This is a genomic window from Sphingopyxis sp. 10G20-10 (genome assembly GCF_057365075.1).
In genome coordinates, this window is sequence record NZ_CP195117.1 from 2,448,191 (window position 1) to 2,468,371 (window position 20,181).

Genomic DNA, 20,181 nt, shown 5'->3' on the forward strand with positions numbered 1-20,181 from the left:
GTGAATCAGGCTACGGGAAGCGAGGTGCAAAGACCCGTGTTACCGCTACCGAAATCGGCCGTCGTGCTGTTGCAGGTCCAGCCTTTGTACCAATCATCATTGGCGTCCTTGACCGCGCCGATATAACCGGCGTCGGCAAAGAAGGAGTCGAAGCTGCTTGCAGCAAAAGGCGTTACGCCGGTTTCGGCGGCTCCATTAATGAACAGGCTGGTTAACGAAGGCGTAAAACCGTCATTGTTGTTGTTGGTACCCGTACCAAAGATCGTTGCGACCTGGGCATCCGTGACCCCGTTGGCTCCCAGATATTTGGGGCTACCGCACTGCATCGCGACAGACTGGAACACAGGTGCGCCGGCTTCATCGATCGTTGCATCAATCGTGGTCGACGCAGTTTGCGTGCGACTGATCCGCAGGCAGGTATAATCCGGCGATACGACGACGCCATTGGCCATCGCATAGTCCGTCCCACCACGCAGCAACATCGCGGTCTTGTCTGATCCGGTGTTGTTACGCTGGACAAAAGTGAAATTGGCAAGGTGCGTATTCTGGCGCGGTGTGTTGCCATCCGCCGCATTGTCCGAATCGGCCTCGATCATCGCGTCGCCTACCCCTGCACGCTGCACGGCGATGACATATTGAATATTGGCCTTCACGCCGGCGTCGGTATCCAGATTGTCATCTTCGGCCCCCACCGAGATAAAATGCTTCATGTTGACCGAACCGCCGAACATTTCGACCGCATCATCCGAACTGTTGAACGACATGATATGGTCAAGCTGGGTGCCACTGCCGATGCCTTCGGTGGTCAGCGACTGCAGTTCATTATTGGCCGACAGAACATAGCCCGAATAGCGGATTTGGACATAACTCATCTGCCCGCTGCTGTCGGTGCGGGTGGCCCCGCCATAAATGGCCGGATCAACTGCGCCCTCGGTTTGACGTTCACACTGGGCGCTTCCCGGTGTGGCGGCGGGTGCTACAGTGCAATCGGTGATCGGTGCACGGCCCATTAGTACGACACCGCCCCATTGACCCGACGAACTGTCGGTGTTTAGACCCAATATATTGTCACGGCTGGTAAAGATGATTGGCGCGGTGGCGGTACCAACGGCCTTGATCTTGTTGCCACGATTGACGGCAAGCCAGGAAATACCCGTGCCGCCATAAATGATAACACCCGGTTCGATGCTTAATGTGACATCGGTGTTGGATGTGGCTGCGCCCTGATCGGTACCGACATCGACGCGGCCCGGCAATTCATACAGCAAGCCCGCAACTTTGGGCAACGTGATGCTGGCATTGATCCGCGTCGGCAACTGACAACGGCGATATTCGCCGGTCGGCCCCGTGATTGTGCCAGCATCCGTCAGACCCTGGGGATCGGCGATCGTCGGGCAGCCTGTGGCCGGCGTCACTCCGGTCGGGGCTGGCGTGGTGGGCGTCGTCGGTGTGGTCGGCGCTGTGGGGTTATTGATCGTGACATTGCCGCCGGTGCCTGGTGAGGCAATATCATTGGCACCACAGCCAGCCAAAGCAAGAGAGGCCGCGCTGCTAAGCAGGACCAGATGAACGCGTGCGAATGCCGCCATGAAAATCTCCGTCAACGGTAAGCGCCTGCGGCGCCAGGATGAAAAACCACCGGCGGGATTAGGTATGATTCGCAGCCCCGCGCCCCCCGGTGACGACGCCACTAAGCGGGTTTGATGACGGGCTGACGCCACAGCGATGACAGTGCGATGACAACTAAGCGACAGATATGTGGCGGCCAACAATGCGGCGGATTTCAAACCACATCAAATAAGGGGATTTTGCAGCAAGCCCCCGCTTGCATCGCCCCGAACGCTTTGCTAAGCGCCCGCTCCTACCCGGTGCCGGACCCGTTCGGCCCCATCATGATGTGCGGTCGTGGCGGAACTGGTAGACGCGCAACGTTGAGGTCGTTGTGGCCGAAAGGCCGTGGAAGTTCGAGTCTTCTCGACCGCACCAGTCATTAAGTCATTGTTTTTATTATACTTCATTTCTACGGTGAGGGTAATTAGTCCCCGTCTTTCCGGGGGTTTGCGGCACACCAAGCAACTCGGCTGACGCGAAGCCCGTCTCCGGCTTCGTCACAGGGGCCAACATTCTCCCCGTGTCTCCATGCACCAAAATAGTGACCGCAGTTGCGATGCGCATGGCAACTGTAACAGTTGGCGATGGGCGTTCCAAGGTTGCGGATTTGGAGTGTGGCACTTTGTGATCGCCGGCGACATCATTGCGCAAGACGAAAACCGGAAGCGCAGATTCCGGCTGGCTTCAATTTGGGTAGATGATGAAGTCGTCGCGGCTCAGGCGAACCCGAGCTGGCAACGCTGTTCACGCCAGTCTAGTGATAATTTGATGGTCATGAGTTTTGCCCGCGTCAAAGTTGCAGGCTGCCGCCCTTCCACAATGGCGGTGACGATATCAGGTGCGAGCCAGCTTAACCGGATCATGTCGGCGAGATGGCCTCGACATTTTCCGTCGCGCGCTGCGATTTGCGCGAGTGAACCGGCTTCTTCCAATATCGATACGCGGGCCAGATGCGCCTCTGCGACAAGTTCAATCAACCGCGTATCATGATCCTTATAGTCGGGTTCCGGACCGGGCAGCACCAATTTGATGACCCGCCCTCGCCTGATCCGTTCGACCGGCATACTCAGCTGGTGGAGACCGTCGTTCCCTGGAGCCAGCGCCGATAGCCGAAGTGCGGTTTGGACTTGTACCGGATTTGCGCCGGTCACTTGAGAGTTTAACACTCGATCAAGGAGACCGACGAGATGAAGAAGCATACAGAAGAGTTCAAGCAAGAAGCGGTGCGTATTGCGCTGACCAGCGGGTTGTCGCGGCGACGTGTGGCACCGGATTTGGGTGTCGGCCTGTCGACGTTGGGCAAGTGGGTGTCGCAGTATCGGCCAGCTGATTTGGTGGCCGCGCTAGCCAAGCAGATTTGGCCCGCGAGAATGAACGGCCTCGCCTAGAGAACCGGATCCTCAAGGAGGAGAGGGATATCCTAAAAAAGGCCACGCAGTTCTTCGCGAGCCAGCGGCCGTGAGGCTCGCGTTCGTGGAGAGCTGGCGCCATATATGGCCGGTGGAGACGATCTGCCGGGTGATGCAGGTTAGTCCTCGTGGCTATCGTTCCTGGCGCACGCGGCCGATCAGCCAGCGTGCGCGGACCGACATGAAGGTGTGCTGGCTCACATCCGGGAGCAATATAGCCTGAGCCTCGGCAGCGCAGCCTGCCTCGGACTTGATCCGGGGGTCGTCCGAGGATGACGATGGAGTTGAAGGAGGTCGGCCTCGATGTTGGCGAGCGTCGGGTTGGACGGCTGATGAAGATCAACGGGATCAGGCCGGTCCGCACCCGCAGGCACAAGGTAACGACGGACAGCAACCATCGCCTGGGTGTTGCAGCCAACTGGCTCGACGGCGATTTTGTCGCCGATGCGCCCAACCGTAAATGGGCCGGTGACATCACCTATATCTGGACGCATGAGGGTTGGCTCTACCTTGCCGTCATCCTCGACCTGCATAGTCGTCGCGTGGTGGGATGGGCCGTCAGCGACAGGATGAAGACCCGAAGGGCGGCGTAGCCAACGATCTGGCGATCCGGGCACTCGATATAGCGGTCCGGCTGCGCAATCCGCCAGAGGGCTGCCTTGTCCATTCGGATCGCGGTAGCCAATATTGTTCCTATGACTATCAGAAGAAGCTGCAGGCCTACGGCCTGCGGCCATCGATGAGTGGCAAGGGTAATTGCTATGATAATGCGTCCGTTGAGACATTCTTCAAATCATTGAAAGCGGAACTGATCTGGCGGCAAAGCTGGCCAACACGTCGAGAGGCCGAGACCGCCATCTTCCAGTATATCAACGGGTTCTACAACACACGCCGCCGCCATTCATATCTGGGCGGCATTAGCCCGCTCGCGTTCGAAGCCAAGGTGGCATAATGAGATGGGTGACCGGCGCAAATCCGTTACAAGTCCAAGGAGCCCCATATTTGCCGGCCCGAGGCCGTCAGTGGGGATTGCAAAGAGGCCCGGCTGACGATCAACGGGCCCTCCTTGGCTCAAGCCTTCAAGTCTCTTTGCCAGAACGGGTCAAGGGTTATTTGATATCCGGTTCCTGGCCAGCAATCTCCCTGTTCATCCTGATCGGGCTCCCTGCTTTTTCTCAAATACTCCCTGTTATTTTTTCGGGCCGTCGCGGGGGAATGCGGCCTCAAAGGCCACGATAGTCAGGGTTCAGCCGCGCAGTGACGGCATAAATGATGGAAATTCCCGTCATTCCTCCCTGTTATCGGGAATTTTATGCCGAGACCCGTTCGCTCCGGACTGCGTCGCACACCAAATAGTCCTGCGGGACTGCCCAAATCAGTCAGACGAGCGATCCGTGCCGTAAGCGGCTCAGTGGCGAGATGGATGAAAGCTCATTGCGGCGGGCCGCGGCGTGCGATCAGTTTACGGATGGTCGGTCTCATTCAGTTCGAAATCAGCATCCTGCAAACAAGTAGGTTCTTTGACTGCAAGGCTGCTATGCTACTTCATTCCTCAGGTGACGAGGAAGCCATCAAGCACAAGCCTGTGCCTCACCCGTCACCGATGCCATAGTCAGAAATTGAAGCCTGCTTCTACGCCGACTAGCCGCCGCGCTCCGGGCGAAATGAAGGAGCCGCCGAACTCAATCGCGGGAATCGCCTCGCTGATATATTTGCGGTCGAGCATATTGTTGGCGAAGACCGTCAGCGACCAATTGTCAGCTTTCAATCCAGCGCGCAGGTTGAGCACGCCAAAGGCATCGCGCCGCGCGGCGATATAGCCGCCGTTGCCAGCCTCGGGCGGCAGGGCGAACAGCGATGCCGGCAGCAACGAACTGAACACAGTCGGGCGGCTTTGGTCTTGCACAGTGTGGAACCAGGTCGGCCCGGTGATGCGGTAGTCAGCGCGCAGCACCAGATCGGTCGAGCTGGTCAGCGGTGCCTGCATCTCGGTGCCCAGGTTGATCGTATAATCGGCGGTATAGGGCGATTTATTGCCGACCGTGTAGGTGCGCGACGCATTTTTCTTGATCTCGCTGTCGGTCAGGTTGACCGAACCAAAGACTTTCCATCCGTCGACAATCTTGGCGGTCGTGCTCAGCTCGACACCCTATAGGTCCACGCGATCAATGTTGGACACGACACTCGGAAGGCGAGATCAAAGCCTTTACGGATGCGGGCGTCATCTGATGGCAGGCGACGACGATCTGGCAGACAATTACCGCGGTGCTTTTGACGGTCATTTGCGTTTTGGCGACCGACCGGCGCTGCTGATAGTCGATTTCGTGATGGCCTATCTTGACCCCGCCTCTCCGCTTTATGCGAGGCCCGAGGCAGCGCTTGCGAGTAACGAGCGGCTGGTAGCGGCGGCGCGGCGCGCCGAAATTCCCGTCATTTTCACCAATGTCGTTTATCAGCCAGGCGGCGCCGATGGCGGGCTATTTTACAAGAAGGTGCCTGTACTGCGCTGCTTTGACGCCGGATCACCGTTGGGGAAGTTTCCTTCGACATTGTCGCCAGCGGCTGGCGAAACCGTTGTGACCAAACAATATGCCTCTGCCTTTTTTGGCACCTCGCTCGCCGCCCTGCTTCGCGAAAAACATATCGACACCTTGGTGATTACGGGCATGTCGACATCTGGCTGCGTGCGGGCAACCGCGCTCGACAGCCTCCAGAACGGATTTGCTCCCTTTGTCGTCCGCGACGCCTGCGGGGACCGCCATGATGCACCCCATGAAGCCAATCTGTTTGATCTGCAGGCCAAATATGCCGAAGTGATTGGCGAATCCGATGTGTTGGAATTGCTGGCCACCAAGTGAGGGAATCCCTCGCGTCACAAGGAAGCAACATCTCGGCCGGTGGTCGTCCCATGCTTTCGATACGCGCGCGTTCGCGCTAGGCTGATGCGATCATGTCCTCTCGTTTGAAACTTTTCTTTGATGGCGGGTGCCGACCCAATCCGGGTGCGATGGAAACGGCCGTTGTTGTGCGCGGTGTCGCGCATATCGCGCGCGACCTCGGCCATGGGTCCAATATGGATGCCGAATGGCTCGCGCTGATCCATGCGCTGCGGTTGGCGCAAAGTTTGGGCGAAGCCGATATTATCTTGGTCGGCGATAGTGCGACCGTTGTCGGGCAGGCCAATGGCCGTCTGAAATGTCGCGGCGCCAATGTGCAGCATCTTGAGGCGTTTCGCAGCCTGACGTCAGGCGCAAAACCGCCGCCCGTTCGCCATATCAAACGGTCGCAGAATCTTGCGGGGATCGCGCTGGCGCGATTGCACGGCCGATGACCGCCATACCCATCCTCTATAGTTTCCGGCGCTGCCCCTATGCCATGCGGGCGCGCATGGCGCTGTTGATCAGCGGCACCGACTTTGCCATCCGCGAGGTCGTGCTGCGCGACAAGCCCGCCGCCATGATCGCAGCATCGGCCAAGGCGACGGTGCCAGTGCTGTGCCTGCCCGATGGGGTGGTGATCGATGAAAGCATCGACATCATGCGCTGGGCCTTGCGTCAGAACGATCCCGAAAATTGGCTGGCGGGTGACGATGCCCCGCTCATCCAGCGTTTCGACACGCAATTCAAAGACCATCTCGACCGCTATAAATATGCCGAGCGCCACAACGCCGACCCCATCGAGCATCGCGACGCGGGACTGGTTCTGTTGCATGATTTGGAAGCAAGGCTGAGCACACATCCCAATCTTTGCGGACCCGACCGCACGCTCGGCGATATCGCGATCATGCCCTTTGTCCGGCAATATGCCGCAGTCGATCGCGCATGGTTCGATGACCAGCCCCTTCCCCGCACGCAAGACTGGCTCGCCCGCCACCTTGCCTCACCTTTGTTCGAGCGGGCCATGGTGCGGTTGGCCCCCTGGGTGTCCGATGACGCGCCGATCATCTGGTCTAGCGTCAACGCATAGCCCGTAAATATCCATGGCACCTTGCCGCAACGCTCAACCCTGCTAGCCTGAACAGCAGGAGAAGCTGACGCCGCCATGTCCCAGTCGCTACAGAGTCACCAACGGCATCGCAGCACTGATAGCACGATGCATTAAGAGAGGCGCGCTGTGCCAAATCTATTCGCCACCATGTGTTCACGGCAGATTGTTATCAGTGCGACGCGGGTCTCGCTGTTTGTCGGGACCATTCTCAATGCCATCAACCAAGGGCCTGCGATTGTGTATCATCAACCGATCGAGTGGGGAAAATTCCTGCTCAATTTTGCGGTGCCTTATCTCGTCGCCAGCTATAGCGCGGCTCAAGCCCGTCGAAGCATATCCACGCAAGAGGTGCAGCGTCAGGACGAGGACATTCTGAACATAAGCTAGCCGCACGAACGCGCCTGCAGATGTAACATTTTACTGCGCGCGCCGAACTAGGGTCAGGACCGATTAATCGGTCCTGACCCTAGAACAAACAGATGTCCTTTTGGGAGCAATTGCGTGAAGAAGCTTGCCGTTATCATTTTGGTCCTTTCGGCCTTCTTTGCCTTTTTCTATTTTGATCTTGGCAATGTGCTGACTCTCGATGCCTTGAAGGAGCAACAGGCGTCGCTCGATGCCCGTTATGTGGCACAACCATTGTTGGTCATCGCCTTGTTTTTCTTGACCTATGTCGCGGTTACGGCGGCTTCGATTCCCGGCGCGCTGATCCTGACGCTCGCCGCTGGGGCGCTGTTCGGGGTCGTGGTCGGGACGATCATTGTCTCGTTTGCGTCAACCATCGGGGCAACATTGGCCTTTCTGGCGTCGCGATTCCTGTTTCGCGATTGGGTTCAGTCACGCTTTGGCGACCGGTTGAAGGCGTTGAACGAAGGGGTCGCGCGCGAAGGGGCCTTCTATCTCTTTTCCTTGCGGCTGGTGCCGGTCTTCCCCTTCTTTCTCGTCAACCTGTTGATGGGTCTGACGCCGATCAAAACCCGCACCTATTTCATCGTCAGCCAGATCGGCATGTTTCTGGGCACCATCGTTTATGTGAATGCCGGGACACAAATCGCGCGCATCGACAGCCTTGGCGACATCGCATCACCCGCGCTGCTGGCGTCTTTTGCCGCGCTGGGACTGACCCCGTGGATTGGAAAATGGATCATGGCCTTCCTCAAACGCCGACGCGCCTATGCTGGCTGGACCAAACCCAAAAAATATGACCGCAATCTGGTCGTCATCGGCGCGGGCGCGGCGGGGCTGGTGTCATCCTATATCGCCGCAACCGTCAAAGCGAAGGTGACGCTGGTCGAAGCGTCGAAAATGGGCGGAGACTGCCTGAATTATGGCTGCGTCCCCAGCAAGGCGCTGATCAAAAGCGCCAAGGTCGCGCAGCAGATGCGTCACGCCGACACTTACGGGCTGACCAACCACCAGCCGCAGTTCAGTTTCAAGGCGGTGATGCAGCGCGTCCACGATATTATTGCCGCCATCGAACCGCATGACAGCGTCGAACGCTATACCGAATTGGGCGTCGATGTGGTCAAGGGCTATGCCCGCATCATCGACCCATGGACGGTCGAGATCAAACGCAATGATGGCGAAATTCAGCGGCTAACCACACGGTCCATCGTCATCGCGGCGGGTGCCGAGCCGGTTGTACCCGACATGCCGGGCCTCGCCGACAGCGGCTATGTCACCAGCGATACGTTGTGGGAAGAATTTGCGCGGCTCGACACTATCCCCGAACGCATCGTGGTGCTCGGCGGTGGTCCGATTGGCAGCGAATTAACCCAAGCCTTTGCCCGCCTGGGTGCCAAGGTCACACAAGTCGAACGCGGGAATCGCATCCTGTCGCGTGAAGACCCCGAAGTGTCCGACCTCGCGCGCACCGCGCAGGAACAATCGGGCGTCACGCTGCTCACCAATCACAATGCCGTGCGCGTCGAAACGACAAAGGCGGGCAAGGAGATCATCGTCGAAAAGGACGGCATCGAAACGGCGGTCCCCTTTGACGCGCTGGTCGTCGCGGTGGGGCGCAAGGCGCGGCTGACCGGTTATGGTCTGGAGGATTTGGGAATCGATACCGACCGAACCGTGATCACCGACGATTATCTCGCCACCGTCTATCCCAACATCTTTGCCGCGGGCGATGTTGCTGGTCCCTATCAGTTCACGCACGTCGCGTCGCATCAGGCGTGGTTCGCCAGCGTCAACGCGCTGTTCGGGCAGTTCAAACGATTCAAGGCCGACTATCGCGTCATCCCCTGGACCACCTTTATCGACCCGGAGGTCGCCCGTGTCGGGCTGAACGAAAGCGAAGCGACCGAAAAGGGCATCGCGCATGAAGTGACCGTTTATCCGATGCACGAGCTCGACCGCGCCATCGCCGAAAGCGCGACCAAGGGCTTTGTCAAAGTGCTGACCGTTCCCGGCAAGGACAAGATTTTGGGCGTCACTATCGTCGGCGATCATGCCGGCGAGTTATTGGCCGAATATGTCCTCGCCATGAAGCATCGGCTGGGGCTGAACAAAATCCTCGGCACCATCCACACCTATCCGACGATGGCAGAGGCCAATAAATATGTCGCGGGCGAGTGGAAGCGCAAGCAGACGCCCGAACGGCTGCTGAAATGGGTTGAGCGCTATCACGACTGGCGGCGGGGATAGAAAGTGCACGTGCGCTCGTTGCACCTCTGCGCGGGGCGTGTAACCAACGCCCGCTTTTCACCGAAGATACGTCAAAACGCAGAAGGAATTTGGACCCGCACGATATTTTGTCGCTGCGAAGTAAGGAATTACGACCTCTGACGATCAATCTTCCACCACATATTCGTCACCTTATCGATTGTCGTCACCGGAGACACGCATTGACTTTTTCCCATCGGACCTGGCTGGGCAGCACCCTAACCGCCTGCGCCATCTCCCTATCCTCACCCGCACTCGCACAGCAAGCGGGCCTGCAGATCGCGATTGTCGATGCCGACACCGGCGCGCCGGTTGCCGACGCCGCAGTGGTGATCAGCAATCCGGCCATCGGATTTCAACGCGAATTGCGCAGCAATGATCAGGGTCTGGTGCGGCTCGAAGCCTTGTCGACAAGCGGTGCTTATGTCGTATCGGCCCCCGCCAGCGCCGGTTATCAGGCCTCGGAAGCGCAAGCGGTGACATTACGGTCCAACTTTGCACGCAGCGTGACCTTGCAACTGAGCGCTAACGGCGCCGCAGCGATTGTCGTCACCGCCAGCCGCGCCGTCACCGGCATCAACACCGTCAATGGCGAGATTTCAGCCTCCTTGTCGGCGGATGAATTACAGGCGCTGCCTATCGAAGGGCGCGATGTCATCGGGTCGCTGGTTCGCTTGCCCAATGTGGTGGCTTCGACGGGGTTTTTTCCGGAATCGCCGGGCATATCAATCAACGGCTCGAACGGCCTCGACACCAATTATCTGATCGACGGGCTGGACAATAACGAGAATTTTCTGGGCGGACCGAAATTCCCCGTTCCGTTGGGTTTTACGCGCGAAGTGACCGTGCTCGCGAACAGCTATTCGGTTGCTTATGGCCGGACGCCGAACGGGATCGTCAATTATACCTCACCGTCGGGCACCAATGACTATCATGGCGAAGTTTATGCGCTGGTTCGTCCCGGCCGGCCGTTCGATGCCCGCTCGGCCTTTCCCCGCCGCGACCTGTCGGGCAATCCGGTGGACGAGAGTTTTGAACGCTATCAGGCGGGATCCAGCATCGGCGGTCCGATCATTCGCGACCGCACCTTTTTCTATGCCAATTTCGAAGCGACCCGCGACCGCAACACCCAGATTGTCGACGCGCCGCAGTTGGGGACCGTCGCCAATGTCACCGGCAATAATGAATTTTATCTTGGCTCCTTGCGGCTCGACCATCGACTGACCGACGACTGGACGATCGGGCTGCGCACCCATATCGGGCGCGTCACCATCGACCGCCCCGGCGGCGGGCTGGGCGGCGGCAATGTGACCTTTCCAACCGCCGGTTCCGATCAGGACCGTTTCTCGACCGTCGCCGCCGCGACGGTCAGCTATGCCGGCGATGACTGGAGCTATGACGGGGCGTTGCAGTTCAGCCGCTTTCGCTGGAATTACGGACAGGCCAAAGGCCCGCCGGGGCCGCAAGTCACCATCCGCGACCCGAGCGGACTGGCCGTCGGTGTCGTCGGCAATCCCGGTTTTGTTTTCAACGAACTGGAAAAAAGCTGGCAAACCACCCACCGTCTGCAACGACGCGCGGACGATCACCGGATCAGTTTCGGCGTTGACCTCATCCATTCCGATTTCAGCTTGCAAGGCGGCGGCAATCCCGACGGCAATTTCACCGTCGACCTGACGCAGGCGCAACTGACGAGTCTGGCAAACAGCGGCAGAGGGCTCGCCCTCGACGCTGCTGATGTGCTGGCGCTCAATCCCGCAGTCTCCAACTATGCGGTCGAGCTTCGCCCACAAAGTTTTGGCACCGGCCAGACCCAACTTGCCCTGTATGTCGAGGATGAGTGGCAGCTCACGCACCAACTGACCGCCACATTAGGGTTGCGCTGGGATTATGACAGCCTGACCGCCAAGGGCGGCAAAGGCGGTGACAAAAACAACTTCGCGCCGCGCCTATCGGTCAATTATCGCCCCGACGCCCGCAGCGCGCTGCGCTTTGCGGCTGGTCTGTTCACCGGCAAGCTGTCCTATGCGGTCATATCCGACGCGCTTCAGCGCAACACCAGTTCGCCCGGCTTTCTGGCGCAGTTGGGTCAGCTACAGACGCTTGGCCTGATTCCGGCGGGGACAACTCTTGGGGATGTGACCTTCGACGGAAATCTGACCGCGTCCCCCGCCTGCACGACCGTTGCCGCCTGCCCCTCCCCCTCTGCCGTGCAGGCCCTGCGCGACAGCGCGACGCTCAACGAGGGCCGCATCCTCAACCCTAACGGCTATAAAAATCCATACAGCCTGCAGCTCAGCGCCGGTTATCAGTTTCAAGCGACCCGCACGATCAGCCTGAGCGCCGATGTGATTTACAGCCGCACGCATAATCTGCTGCGCCTGCGTGACCTGAACGCCCCGTCCTCCTTCATCCCCAACGCCGCCAATCTGACCGCCGCCAACATCGCGCTACTGCGTGCGCAGCCCGACAATGCAGCGCGCATTGCTCTGGCGCAGACATTGGGGCTTGTCCGCTCTGTCGCCGATGCCAACGCCTCGCGTCCGGTGCCACTTGTTCCGGGCGGCGCAACCCAGATTACCGTGTCGGAAACCGACGGCACCTCCACCTATCGCGCGCTCAACCTGCAAGTGAACAAGGTGCGCGGCGGCGGCGATTATGCGCTGCGCCTGTCCTATACCTTGTCAAAGCTGACCAACGACACCGACGACATCAACTTCCGCGCCTCGAACGCCAATGACTTTGCGGCAGACAAAGGACCGTCAGCCAATGATCGGCGCCATGTCATCTCTGCGGTGGCCTTCCTCTATCCTGTCGACGGACTGACCTTCACCGTTGCGGGGCTGTTCCAGTCGGGACAGCCAGTCAATCTGGTGCCCGATGCCGCGATTTTCGGAACACAGGATCTGAACGGCGACGGCGCATCCTTTGGCGAAAATTTCATCGGCAATTCGGATCGCTATCCCGGCGAGACGCGCAATTCTGCCCGCCTGCCTTGGTCGTCAACGGTCGATGTCGGGATCCGCTATGCCATTCCCGCCTTCGCCGGCCGGTTGGAAATTTCCGCCGATGTCTTCAATATTTTCAACGCCAATAATGAATCGGGCTTTGCGAATGCGGCTACAACGTCCAATCAGATACAGTTCGGCGGCGATGCTCCCTTTGTTCAGCGCAATGCCGGACCACCACGCCAGTTCCAATTCGGCGCAGCGTGGAAGTTTTAAGGGGGGTGCGGGTGGCCGTCATGCAACAGGCGCAAGGGTTGATCGGCATAACGCTGATCTTGCTCATTGCATGGGGTCTGTCCGAAGACCGCAAGGCGCGGCCCGGCTGGCGCTGGATCGGCGGCGCGGTGCTGCTCCAGATCGCGCTGGCGCTGATTGTGACGCGCGTCCCTTTTGTCTGGGCCATTGTCGGCCTCGCCAATAGCGCCCTCTCGGCGATTGAATCGGCTACGCTGGTCGGGTCGAGCTATATGTTCGGCTATACCGGCGGTGCGCCCATCCCCTTTTTGTTGAAACCCGGCGCGGACTCGCCGGTGATCGTGGCGTTTCAGATTCTACCGTTGATCATCACTTTTTCGGCCCTGTCGGCCCTGCTGTGGCACTGGGGCGTGTTGCGCGCGATGGTGCGCGGTCTGTCGTGGGCCTTGCGCAAGACATTGGGGGTCAGCGGCGTGGTCGGGCTGGGCGGCGGCGCGACCATGTTTCTGGGCGTGGTCGAATCACCGCTGGTTCTGCGCGCCTGGTTCGACCGCATGACACGAGCCGAGCTATTCACGATCATGGTGTTGATCATGTCGACCATATCAGGCGCGATTTTGGTGCTTTATGCGACGACCTTGTCAAAGGTTCTGCCTAATGCGGTGGGCCATATGATCGTCGCCTCGCTCATCTCACTGCCCGCCGCGGTGCTCCTTGCGCGATTGATGGTGCCGGGTGATGGCAAGGCAAGCGCCGACGATGCCAAGCCTGACCTGCGCTATGAAAGCAGCATGGACGCGATCATTCGCGGTACCGCCGATGGCGTGACCCTGGTGCTGGCGGTCATCGGTATCATCATTGTCGTTTTTGCCATGGTCAATCTGGTCGATCAGATGCTGGCGTGGCTTCCCTTTGTTGCTGGCGAGCCCCTGACGCTGAAACGCGGTTTTGGCTGGTTGTTCGCACCGTTGATGTGGTCCATCGGCGTGCCATGGGATCAGGCTCCGGCGGCGGGTGCACTGATGGGCACCAAATCCATCCTCAACGAATATGTCGCCTATCTGGACCTCGCCGCCCTGCCCGCCGGAACGCTCAGCCCGCGCAGCCTGTTGATCGTCACCTATGCGCTCAGCGGCGTCGCCAATCTGGCCAGCGTCGGTCTGCTCGTGTCGACGGTGGGCGCGCTGTCACCGGGGCGGCGCAAAGATGTGGCGGCGCTGGGGATGAAAAGCTGGATCGCGGGCAATCTTGTCTCTGCCATGACCGGCGCGGTCATCGGCCTTGTGACGCTGGCCTGACCCATGTTTGACGCCAAGATCCGTCCGCTCATTGATCGCCCGCTCAACGCCATGGGTCGCCGCCTTGCCAGTTGGGGCATTGGCGCCGACCAAGTGACGATCATCGGGATGCTGGTAGGGCTGGCGGCAGGTTTTGCCATCGCACAGCAACTTTATAGCCTCGGGCTGGGGCTGATATTGGTCAGCCGGTTGCTCGACGGGCTCGACGGGGCGGTCGCCCGCGCGACACGCATGACCGATTTCGGCGGTTATCTCGACATAGTCGCCGACTTTGCCTTCTATGTCGCGGTGCCGCTGGGTTTTGCCTTTGCCAACCCCGCCAACCTCCCCTCTGCGCTGGTTCTGGTCGCCGCCTTTGCGCTGACCGGCGTCAGCTTCCTCAGTTTTGCGGTCATGGCAGCGAAGCGCGGGTTGGAAACCAGCGCGCATGGACAAAAGAGCATTTTCTATAACACCGGGCTGGCCGAGGGTACCGAGACCATCGTCACCTTTGTCCTGATGTGCCTATTCCCCGCCCATTTTGCGGTGATCGCTATCATCTTTGCGGCGCTGTGCATCATCACCGTCATCCAGCGCAGCATCGCGGCCTTTATCACGTTCAAATAGATTAGCTTGGGTTGATGAATCAGACGCCTTGCCTCGTCTGCTATCCGCACCGTCGCTGCTAAAGACAGTCCCTTACCTGCAAGCCTGCCCGCTCTTCGTCGAGGTGCAGAAATTTGAATCGGCTTGAAAGCAACAGAAAATGGTGCACCCGGCGCGATTCGAACGCGCGGCCCCCAGATTAGGAATCTGATGCTCTATCCTGCTGAGCTACGGGTGCGGTGCCCTGTTCGGGCGGCGCATCAATAGCGGGCGTGCCTTGCCAGCGTCAATTGGCGAGATCGGGTGGGACAATCGGGACGAGAAGCGGCATGGCGGCGACCCCATCGTCGCGTAGCGCCTCGGCTTCATCGGGCGACGCTTGACCATGGATCAGGTCATCGGGTGCCCGCCCTTCGTGCATCGCGCGCGCCGCATCGGCAAAATCGCGCCCGACCCAGCGCGATTGGGGCAGCATCTCGGCCTGTTTGGCCGCGATTTCGGCGACGACGCGCCGGATCAGCTCGGGCGATAGCTCATCTTTGCCCATGGTCGGAGCGGGCGCGGGTGCCGTCTGTCCGAGACTAACGGACGCCGACTTTGTCACCAACTGGTTTGACTTGGCGCCGACGCGCGGTGCCATGACCGCCTTTGTCACATCGGTATCGCCGCAAATAGGACAAGCAATCAGACCGCGCGCCAATTGATCAGCATAGCTGTCAGAGCTGGCGAACCAAGCCTCAAACCGATGCGCGCCGACCGCGCAACACAGGTCGAAAACGATCATGGTCAGGCGTTGCCCAATAGCGGATCGAGCCCGCCGCGCCGGTCCAGCTCGGCCAGTTCATCACTGCCCCCGACATGCTGATCATCGATAAAAATCTGTGGCACGGTGCGCTTTCCGCCTGCGCGCTGAACCATTGCGGCAAAGCCCTCCCGATCCATGGTGACGTCAATTTCATGATAATCGGTGCCCTTACGGTCGAGCAGCGCCTTGGCGCGCGAGCAATAGGGGCAGAGGAATTTGGTATAGATATCGACCTTGGCCATAACTTATCCTGTTAAATCTGCAGTCATCATATCAGAATCGAGCGCGGCAAAGTCAAATTTATTGCCGCTCGACATGGCTTCGGGCACGACGCGCGCCCAGGTCAGGGCCGTCACCCTCTCTGCTCCGCCGCGCCGCAATATTTTCGCGCAGGCGCGCAGCGTAGCGCCGCTGGCGTGCACATCATCGATCAACACTATATGCCGCCCCGACAGTCGTTCGCGACCTCCTGTGGCCAGCGCAAAGGCCCCTGTGACTATCTTTTCGCGCTCACGGCGGCTCTTGCCGCGCAGCGAAGCGGTGGCCTTTTGCCGCACAAGCAGGGCTCGATCATGCGGCACCCCGCTCAGGCGCGCGAGATGATCAGCGACCACCGCCGCCTGATTAAACCCGCGCGACCAGATCCGCCAACGATGCAGCGGCACCGGAACAATCAACTGCGGACAGTCCGCCGTCTGCGCAGGAATGTGTCGCGCCATCAACCCTGCCATCAACCGGGCATGGCCCAGGCGTCGGCCATATTTGAGTCGCAGCGCCACCGTGCGCGCGACCGGACCATAGGCCACCGCCGCAAGCGCGCCCGAAAAGGGCGGCGGGTTGGCCATACAGGCACCGCATTGCATCGCGCTGTCGGGCAAGGCGGCGGGCAAGGGAATCGAACAACTGGCGCAGCTTGGTCCGTCAAGAAACTCCAGTGAGGCCCAGCAGGTCAGGCAAAATTGACGGTCCGCCGCGACAATCGCCCCGCAACCCGGACAGCGCGGCGGCAGGGCATAATCGACAATCTGGCGTGCCGCGCCTTTGATCCACGCGGGAACTGGTCCACGCACCTGCGGTTCCGGCGAAAAAACATCATCAGGAGCGCCGGTGACCATGCGCCACTTGTGAAGCAGCAACGCTATCGGCACAAGGACCCCATGACCGAGCCAACCAGCCCGCCAACGCTCTTTTCGCGTCGCCGCCACCGCGCGCAACGCGACCGCCTGCGCGCCTTTCCCACCGACGCGAATTTTCTGGCACCGATCATCGCCGAATCCTTGCTCGACCGATTGTCTATGGTCGACCGCCGCTTTGACCGCATATTGGTGATCGGCGGCCATGACGCTGACCTGCTGGACCAACTTCGCGCAAAGGGCCCACCGCCGACGATTGTCGAAGCCGGTCCAATGTTGGCGACGGCGGTCGGCGCAGAGCTATGCGACGAAGACCGGATTGACCTCACACCGGCAAGCTTTGATCTCATCCTGTGGCCGGGCGGGCTTGAAAGCGTCAATGACGTTCCCGGCGCGCTATTCCGTTTGCGCGCGCTGTTGGTGCCCGATGGCTTGCTGCTCGGCACTTATATAGGCGACGGCAGCCTGCCCATCTTGCGCCGTGCCATCATGGCCGAAGGATTGCGCAGCATCGCGCGGATGCATCCGCAAATCGACCTCGCCGCGATCGGCAATTTGCTGCAGCGCGTTGGCTTTGCCTTGCCGGTGGTCGATGTCGAAGCGCTGACCGTGCGCTATGGCGATTGGCTAAAGCTGGTGCGTGATTTGCGGGCGGCGGGATTGGCCAGCCGCCTCGATCCGCCACCCCCACCGCTGACGCGCGCCGAACTCGCCAGCCTCGACGCCGGTTTTCGGGCGCAGGCCGATGATGATGGCCGGGTGAGCGAGGCGTTTCGGCTGGTCCATTTCAGCGGTTGGGCACCGCATCCGGATCAACCTAAACCGGCACGGCGGGGAAGCGGCAAGACCTCGCTCGCCGATGCGTTGCGGCCAGACGGGCCTCCAGCCAAGCGCTAGATCAAGGCTTCGAGCAGGCCGATGAGCGGCTTATCTGCCGGCGGCATCTTTATTTGATAAAGGTCGAGAGGACGCATCCAACGCAGCGCACTGGCATGGCGCGCCTCTGGTATCCCGTCCCATTTGCGACATACATAGACGAGCAGTAACAGGTGCCGTTCCCCCAAGGGCTCGCTGGCAAAACAGGCGGGCGCCAGACAGGCCTGTTCAACGCAAATCCCTAATTCTTCATCCAATTCCCGGATCAGCGCCTTCTCTGGCGTTTCGCCAGGCTCGACTTTTCCGCCGGGAAATTCCCAAAGCCCCGGCATCGATCCGCCCTCGGGACGCTGCTGAACAAGCACGCGACCGTCGCGATCAACAAGCGCTACAGCAACAACGGGCAGCCAGGTTTTGACGGTATTCTCCGGTGTATGGGGGAGCAAATTGTTAACTTTCCTCTGTCAGTCCTGTCTGTCTCGGGAACTATAGCTATTGGCAGGGGCAGGACAATGACCAAGATTGCCAGGCTGCTGCGGTCGACCAGGGCCGCAACCGCCGTAGAATATGGGCTACTTCTAGCCCTGATTTTCCTTACCGCTTTGGTGGCTATCACGGCCGTCGGAACGAGAACCGGCATTATGTGGAACACGGTCGCCACCAAATCTACCACCGTCCTGTAATGGGACAATGGCCTATCAGTGAAATGTCAGGCCGTTAAGAAATTCAAAACCAATTGAACCTAGGCCTGTTGGGGTTGACCACGACCAGAGTGTCAACAGGGTAAGTGAAGATTGTTCTTAGGAGACCAGACATGAAGTTTATCAAAAAGTTCGTTCGTGACACCAAAGCTGCTACCGCCATTGAATATGGCCTGATTGCTGCTCTGATCGCTGTCGCCGGTATCACCGCGATGACCTCGGTTGGTAAGGGTGTTGCTGGTACGTTCAACAACGTTTCGGCCAAGCTCTAAGGCTTAGGACGAACCACCGTTCCGGTTATCCGGACGGTGACCAAAACGAAAAGGGCGGTGGAATTTCCATCGCCCTTTTTGCTGCGCGACACATATTTCCGGAACTATTGGCTGGCGTAAACCACCAACTTCACCTTCTGTCCCGGGGTCAGACGGCTATTCGCGGTCAGACGGTTGAGCACCTGAAATCGGTCGGTCTGATAATTGCTATAGGCCATGCGCCGCGACAGGCTTGCCACCGTGTCATTGCGACCGACCGTCACAACATCGACCCTGCGCGGTTTGATGGCCGCCGCCTCGTTCGCGCTCATACGGCGCAAACTGCCATACATGCTGTTGAAGACATTGCCCTTGCCCGCTGGGGTCAGGGTCACGAAGTGATAGGCGCGGTCATTGGCAAATTGATAGGCAAAGACGGTGACATCCACCTGCCCCGACTCGCCATTGGTGCGCGCAGTGGCGTAAAAGGCCGGAATCCCATTGACGGTGGTGCGCTGCGTCGCGCTGGGTGACAGCGTCGTATTGCCGCCAACGTCCTTGAAAACCGCCGCGATATAGCTGTCCATATTGCCGGTGTAGGGCGCGGTTGAAAATTGCGCCTGCCCGCCAGAGCCGCTGATCGATACAGCGGTTGTGCCATTTTGCATCGCATAGCCGCTCGGCACCTCGAATTTCAGTCGCAGATCGGGGTGCAGAAACTCCCTGCCCTCGACCACACCCTGTTCGGGATCATCGCCATAGAGCACGCCATCGACGGCAGCATAAAAGGCATCGGCGTTTCGCACGCCGCCGCGCCCTGCGCGGCTCGCCAGCGTCTGGGCATTACGCACGCGTGAGGCGGGGTCGGGGTGAGTGCTCGCCCATTCTGGCAGCAAACCGGCGTCGCGCCCGGAAACCCGCGCGTCCAAATTGGTCTGATTGGCGAGACTTGCGAGCATCGTCGACAGTGCCATCGGGTCATAGCCCGCACTGCGCAAATATTGGACGCCCAGCTGGTCGGCTTCCAGTTCCTGGCTGCGCGAAAAGCCCAGTGTCGCAAGCTGCGCCACCTTCATCGCATTATTCTGCAACAGCCCGCCGAGCGACCCAAGAACGCCGCCATTGTCGCCAATTGCGCTGCCGAGCACCGCGCCCAGCACGCCAAGAATGCTGTTGCGCGTTGCCGCTGACTGGCGTTTCTTGCTGTGACGCGCGGCGACATGACCAACCTCATGCCCCAATACGCCAGCCAGTTCGGCCTCATCATTCATCAGCGCCATCAACTGGCGGGTCACATAGACATAGCCGCCGGGGATCGCGAAAGCATTGTTCACCGGCGAATTGAGCAAAGTCACGGTAAAATCGCTGCGCGCATTGGACAGGCCCGACTGGACGGCAATGGTCTGCCCAACGCGAGAGACATAAGCAGCCTGCGGGCCTTTATAGGCGCCGCCAAATTCCTGTAATAGCTGCGGATTGGCTTCTGCGCCCTGCCGTCTGTCGGCTTCTGAAATGCTTGTCGCTGTCTTGATGGTTTGGGTTTTGGCCTCGGCGCGATCATTGATCCCGCCGGCGCTAGCGGCACAACCAGCGACGGCGACCGCCATCAATCCTGTGGTGAATATCCGTGACATAGGCACCCCTTTTGTTTT

18 protein-coding genes, 2 tRNA genes and 1 pseudogene are annotated in these 20,181 nt (G+C 59.6%); 12 read left to right on the forward strand and 9 right to left on the reverse strand.

Features of this window, described 5'->3' with window-relative positions:
- Nucleotides 1-5 precede the first annotated feature (5 nt).
- Nucleotides 6-1,589 carry a hypothetical protein gene (locus tag ACR3XE_RS11880; RefSeq protein ID WP_486185763.1) on the reverse strand — a complete coding sequence of 528 codons (1,584 nt, stop codon included), beginning with the start codon at nucleotides 1,587-1,589 and terminating at the stop codon, nucleotides 6-8.
- A 310-nt stretch (nucleotides 1,590-1,899) separates the two neighbouring features.
- Between ACR3XE_RS11880 and ACR3XE_RS11885 the strand changes: the two genes are divergently transcribed.
- Nucleotides 1,900-1,986 (forward strand) — tRNA-Leu (locus ACR3XE_RS11885).
- A gap of 341 nt (nucleotides 1,987-2,327) precedes the next feature.
- Here ACR3XE_RS11885 and ACR3XE_RS11890 read toward each other — a convergent pair.
- Nucleotides 2,328-2,762 (reverse strand): hypothetical protein, encoded by a 435-nt coding sequence (locus tag ACR3XE_RS11890; RefSeq protein ID WP_473699982.1) that lies wholly within the window; start codon nucleotides 2,760-2,762, stop codon nucleotides 2,328-2,330.
- A 36-nt stretch (nucleotides 2,763-2,798) separates the two neighbouring features.
- On the opposite strand from ACR3XE_RS11890, the pseudogene ACR3XE_RS11895 reads away from it, so the two are divergent.
- Nucleotides 2,799-3,972 (forward strand): annotated as a pseudogene (locus ACR3XE_RS11895) (IS3 family transposase).
- Nucleotides 3,973-4,632: 660 nt separating this feature from the next.
- Here ACR3XE_RS11895 and ACR3XE_RS11900 read toward each other — a convergent pair.
- Nucleotides 4,633-5,007 carry a hypothetical protein gene (locus ACR3XE_RS11900; RefSeq protein ID WP_473699981.1) on the reverse strand — a complete coding sequence of 125 codons (375 nt, stop codon included), beginning with the start codon at nucleotides 5,005-5,007 and terminating at the stop codon, nucleotides 4,633-4,635.
- Between the two features lie 241 nt (nucleotides 5,008-5,248).
- On the opposite strand from ACR3XE_RS11900, the gene ACR3XE_RS11905 reads away from it, so the two are divergent.
- From ACR3XE_RS11905 to ACR3XE_RS11940, 8 genes are all read left to right on the forward strand, one after another.
- Entirely contained in the window at nucleotides 5,249-5,878 is a 630-nt protein-coding gene (locus tag ACR3XE_RS11905) for an isochorismatase family protein (protein WP_473699980.1), read from the forward strand.
- Nucleotides 5,879-5,970: 92 nt separating this feature from the next.
- Complete coding sequence (locus tag ACR3XE_RS11910) at nucleotides 5,971-6,351, forward strand: ribonuclease HI (RefSeq protein ID WP_473699979.1); 381 nt, start codon at nucleotides 5,971-5,973, stop codon at nucleotides 6,349-6,351.
- On the forward strand, nucleotides 6,348-6,986 hold the full coding sequence (locus ACR3XE_RS11915; protein ID WP_473699978.1) for a glutathione S-transferase: 639 nt from the start codon (nucleotides 6,348-6,350) through the stop codon (nucleotides 6,984-6,986). Before ACR3XE_RS11910 ends, ACR3XE_RS11915 begins: the two co-directional genes overlap by 4 nt.
- A gap of 147 nt (nucleotides 6,987-7,133) precedes the next feature.
- Nucleotides 7,134-7,394, forward strand: coding sequence for a nitrate/nitrite transporter NrtS (nrtS, locus tag ACR3XE_RS11920; RefSeq protein ID WP_473699977.1), 261 nt, complete (start codon nucleotides 7,134-7,136; stop codon nucleotides 7,392-7,394).
- A gap of 114 nt (nucleotides 7,395-7,508) precedes the next feature.
- Complete coding sequence (locus tag ACR3XE_RS11925) at nucleotides 7,509-9,659, forward strand: FAD-dependent oxidoreductase (protein WP_473699976.1); 2,151 nt, start codon at nucleotides 7,509-7,511, stop codon at nucleotides 9,657-9,659.
- Nucleotides 9,660-9,859: 200 nt separating this feature from the next.
- Complete coding sequence (locus tag ACR3XE_RS11930) at nucleotides 9,860-12,901, forward strand: TonB-dependent receptor domain-containing protein (protein WP_473699975.1); 3,042 nt, start codon at nucleotides 9,860-9,862, stop codon at nucleotides 12,899-12,901.
- A 20-nt stretch (nucleotides 12,902-12,921) separates the two neighbouring features.
- Complete coding sequence (locus ACR3XE_RS11935) at nucleotides 12,922-14,178, forward strand: NupC/NupG family nucleoside CNT transporter (RefSeq protein WP_473700296.1); 1,257 nt, start codon at nucleotides 12,922-12,924, stop codon at nucleotides 14,176-14,178.
- Nucleotides 14,179-14,181: 3 nt separating this feature from the next.
- Nucleotides 14,182-14,784 carry a CDP-alcohol phosphatidyltransferase family protein gene (locus ACR3XE_RS11940; RefSeq protein WP_473699974.1) on the forward strand — a complete coding sequence of 201 codons (603 nt, stop codon included), beginning with the start codon at nucleotides 14,182-14,184 and terminating at the stop codon, nucleotides 14,782-14,784.
- 140 nt (nucleotides 14,785-14,924) lie between these two features.
- On the opposite strand, the gene ACR3XE_RS11945 is transcribed toward ACR3XE_RS11940, so the two are convergent.
- The 4 genes from ACR3XE_RS11945 to ACR3XE_RS11960 all read right to left on the reverse strand — a co-directional run bounded on the left by ACR3XE_RS11945 (nucleotide 14,925) and on the right by ACR3XE_RS11960 (nucleotide 16,716).
- Nucleotides 14,925-15,001, reverse strand: a tRNA-Arg gene (locus ACR3XE_RS11945).
- A 48-nt stretch (nucleotides 15,002-15,049) separates the two neighbouring features.
- Nucleotides 15,050-15,547, reverse strand: coding sequence for a DUF1178 family protein (locus tag ACR3XE_RS11950; protein WP_473699973.1), 498 nt, complete (start codon nucleotides 15,545-15,547; stop codon nucleotides 15,050-15,052).
- Between the two features lie 2 nt (nucleotides 15,548-15,549).
- Nucleotides 15,550-15,810 (reverse strand): glutaredoxin 3, encoded by a 261-nt coding sequence (grxC, locus tag ACR3XE_RS11955; RefSeq protein ID WP_473699972.1) that lies wholly within the window; start codon nucleotides 15,808-15,810, stop codon nucleotides 15,550-15,552.
- Between the two features lie 3 nt (nucleotides 15,811-15,813).
- A complete protein-coding gene (locus ACR3XE_RS11960) occupies nucleotides 15,814-16,716 on the reverse strand; it encodes a double zinc ribbon domain-containing protein (protein ID WP_473699971.1) in 903 nt (300 codons plus the stop codon).
- A gap of 9 nt (nucleotides 16,717-16,725) precedes the next feature.
- Between ACR3XE_RS11960 and ACR3XE_RS11965 the strand changes: the two genes are divergently transcribed.
- On the forward strand, nucleotides 16,726-17,598 hold the full coding sequence (locus ACR3XE_RS11965; protein ID WP_473699970.1) for a methyltransferase domain-containing protein: 873 nt from the start codon (nucleotides 16,726-16,728) through the stop codon (nucleotides 17,596-17,598).
- On the opposite strand, the gene ACR3XE_RS11970 is transcribed toward ACR3XE_RS11965, so the two are convergent.
- The gene (locus ACR3XE_RS11970) at nucleotides 17,595-18,023 is read right to left on the reverse strand and encodes a (deoxy)nucleoside triphosphate pyrophosphohydrolase (protein WP_473699969.1); all 429 of its coding nucleotides are present in this window, start codon (nucleotides 18,021-18,023) and stop codon (nucleotides 17,595-17,597) included. The two genes, ACR3XE_RS11965 and ACR3XE_RS11970, sit on opposite strands and share 4 nt — an antisense overlap.
- Before the next feature lie 368 nt (nucleotides 18,024-18,391).
- Between ACR3XE_RS11970 and ACR3XE_RS11975 the strand changes: the two genes are divergently transcribed.
- On the forward strand, nucleotides 18,392-18,550 hold the full coding sequence (locus ACR3XE_RS11975) for a Flp family type IVb pilin (RefSeq protein ID WP_473699968.1): 159 nt from the start codon (nucleotides 18,392-18,394) through the stop codon (nucleotides 18,548-18,550).
- Between the two features lie 104 nt (nucleotides 18,551-18,654).
- On the opposite strand, the gene ACR3XE_RS11980 is transcribed toward ACR3XE_RS11975, so the two are convergent.
- Complete coding sequence (locus ACR3XE_RS11980) at nucleotides 18,655-20,163, reverse strand: M48 family metalloprotease (protein WP_473699967.1); 1,509 nt, start codon at nucleotides 20,161-20,163, stop codon at nucleotides 18,655-18,657.
- Nucleotides 20,164-20,181: the final 18 nt, after the last annotated feature.

Excerpts from the sequence above, each read along its gene's own strand:
- ACR3XE_RS11980 (WP_473699967.1), bottom strand. The coding sequence starts at position 20,163 with ATGTCACGGATATTCACCACAGGATTGATGGCGGTCGCCGTCGCTGGT.
- ACR3XE_RS11935 (WP_473700296.1), top strand. The coding sequence starts at position 12,922 with ATGCAACAGGCGCAAGGGTTGATCGGCATAACGCTGATCTTGCTCATT.
- ACR3XE_RS11910 (WP_473699979.1), top strand. The coding sequence starts at position 5,971 with ATGTCCTCTCGTTTGAAACTTTTCTTTGATGGCGGGTGCCGACCCAAT.
- ACR3XE_RS11950 (WP_473699973.1), bottom strand. The coding sequence starts at position 15,547 with ATGATCGTTTTCGACCTGTGTTGCGCGGTCGGCGCGCATCGGTTTGAG.
- ACR3XE_RS11975 (WP_473699968.1), top strand. The coding sequence starts at position 18,392 with ATGAAGTTTATCAAAAAGTTCGTTCGTGACACCAAAGCTGCTACCGCC.
- ACR3XE_RS11880 (WP_486185763.1), bottom strand. The coding sequence starts at position 1,589 with ATGGCGGCATTCGCACGCGTTCATCTGGTCCTGCTTAGCAGCGCGGCC.
- ACR3XE_RS11965 (WP_473699970.1), top strand. The coding sequence starts at position 16,726 with ATGACCGAGCCAACCAGCCCGCCAACGCTCTTTTCGCGTCGCCGCCAC.
- ACR3XE_RS11940 (WP_473699974.1), top strand. The coding sequence starts at position 14,182 with ATGTTTGACGCCAAGATCCGTCCGCTCATTGATCGCCCGCTCAACGCC.
- ACR3XE_RS11900 (WP_473699981.1), bottom strand. The coding sequence starts at position 5,007 with ATGCAGGCACCGCTGACCAGCTCGACCGATCTGGTGCTGCGCGCTGAC.
- grxC (WP_473699972.1), bottom strand. The coding sequence starts at position 15,810 with ATGGCCAAGGTCGATATCTATACCAAATTCCTCTGCCCCTATTGCTCG.
- ACR3XE_RS11905 (WP_473699980.1), top strand. The coding sequence starts at position 5,249 with ATGGCAGGCGACGACGATCTGGCAGACAATTACCGCGGTGCTTTTGAC.
- ACR3XE_RS11915 (WP_473699978.1), top strand. The coding sequence starts at position 6,348 with ATGACCGCCATACCCATCCTCTATAGTTTCCGGCGCTGCCCCTATGCC.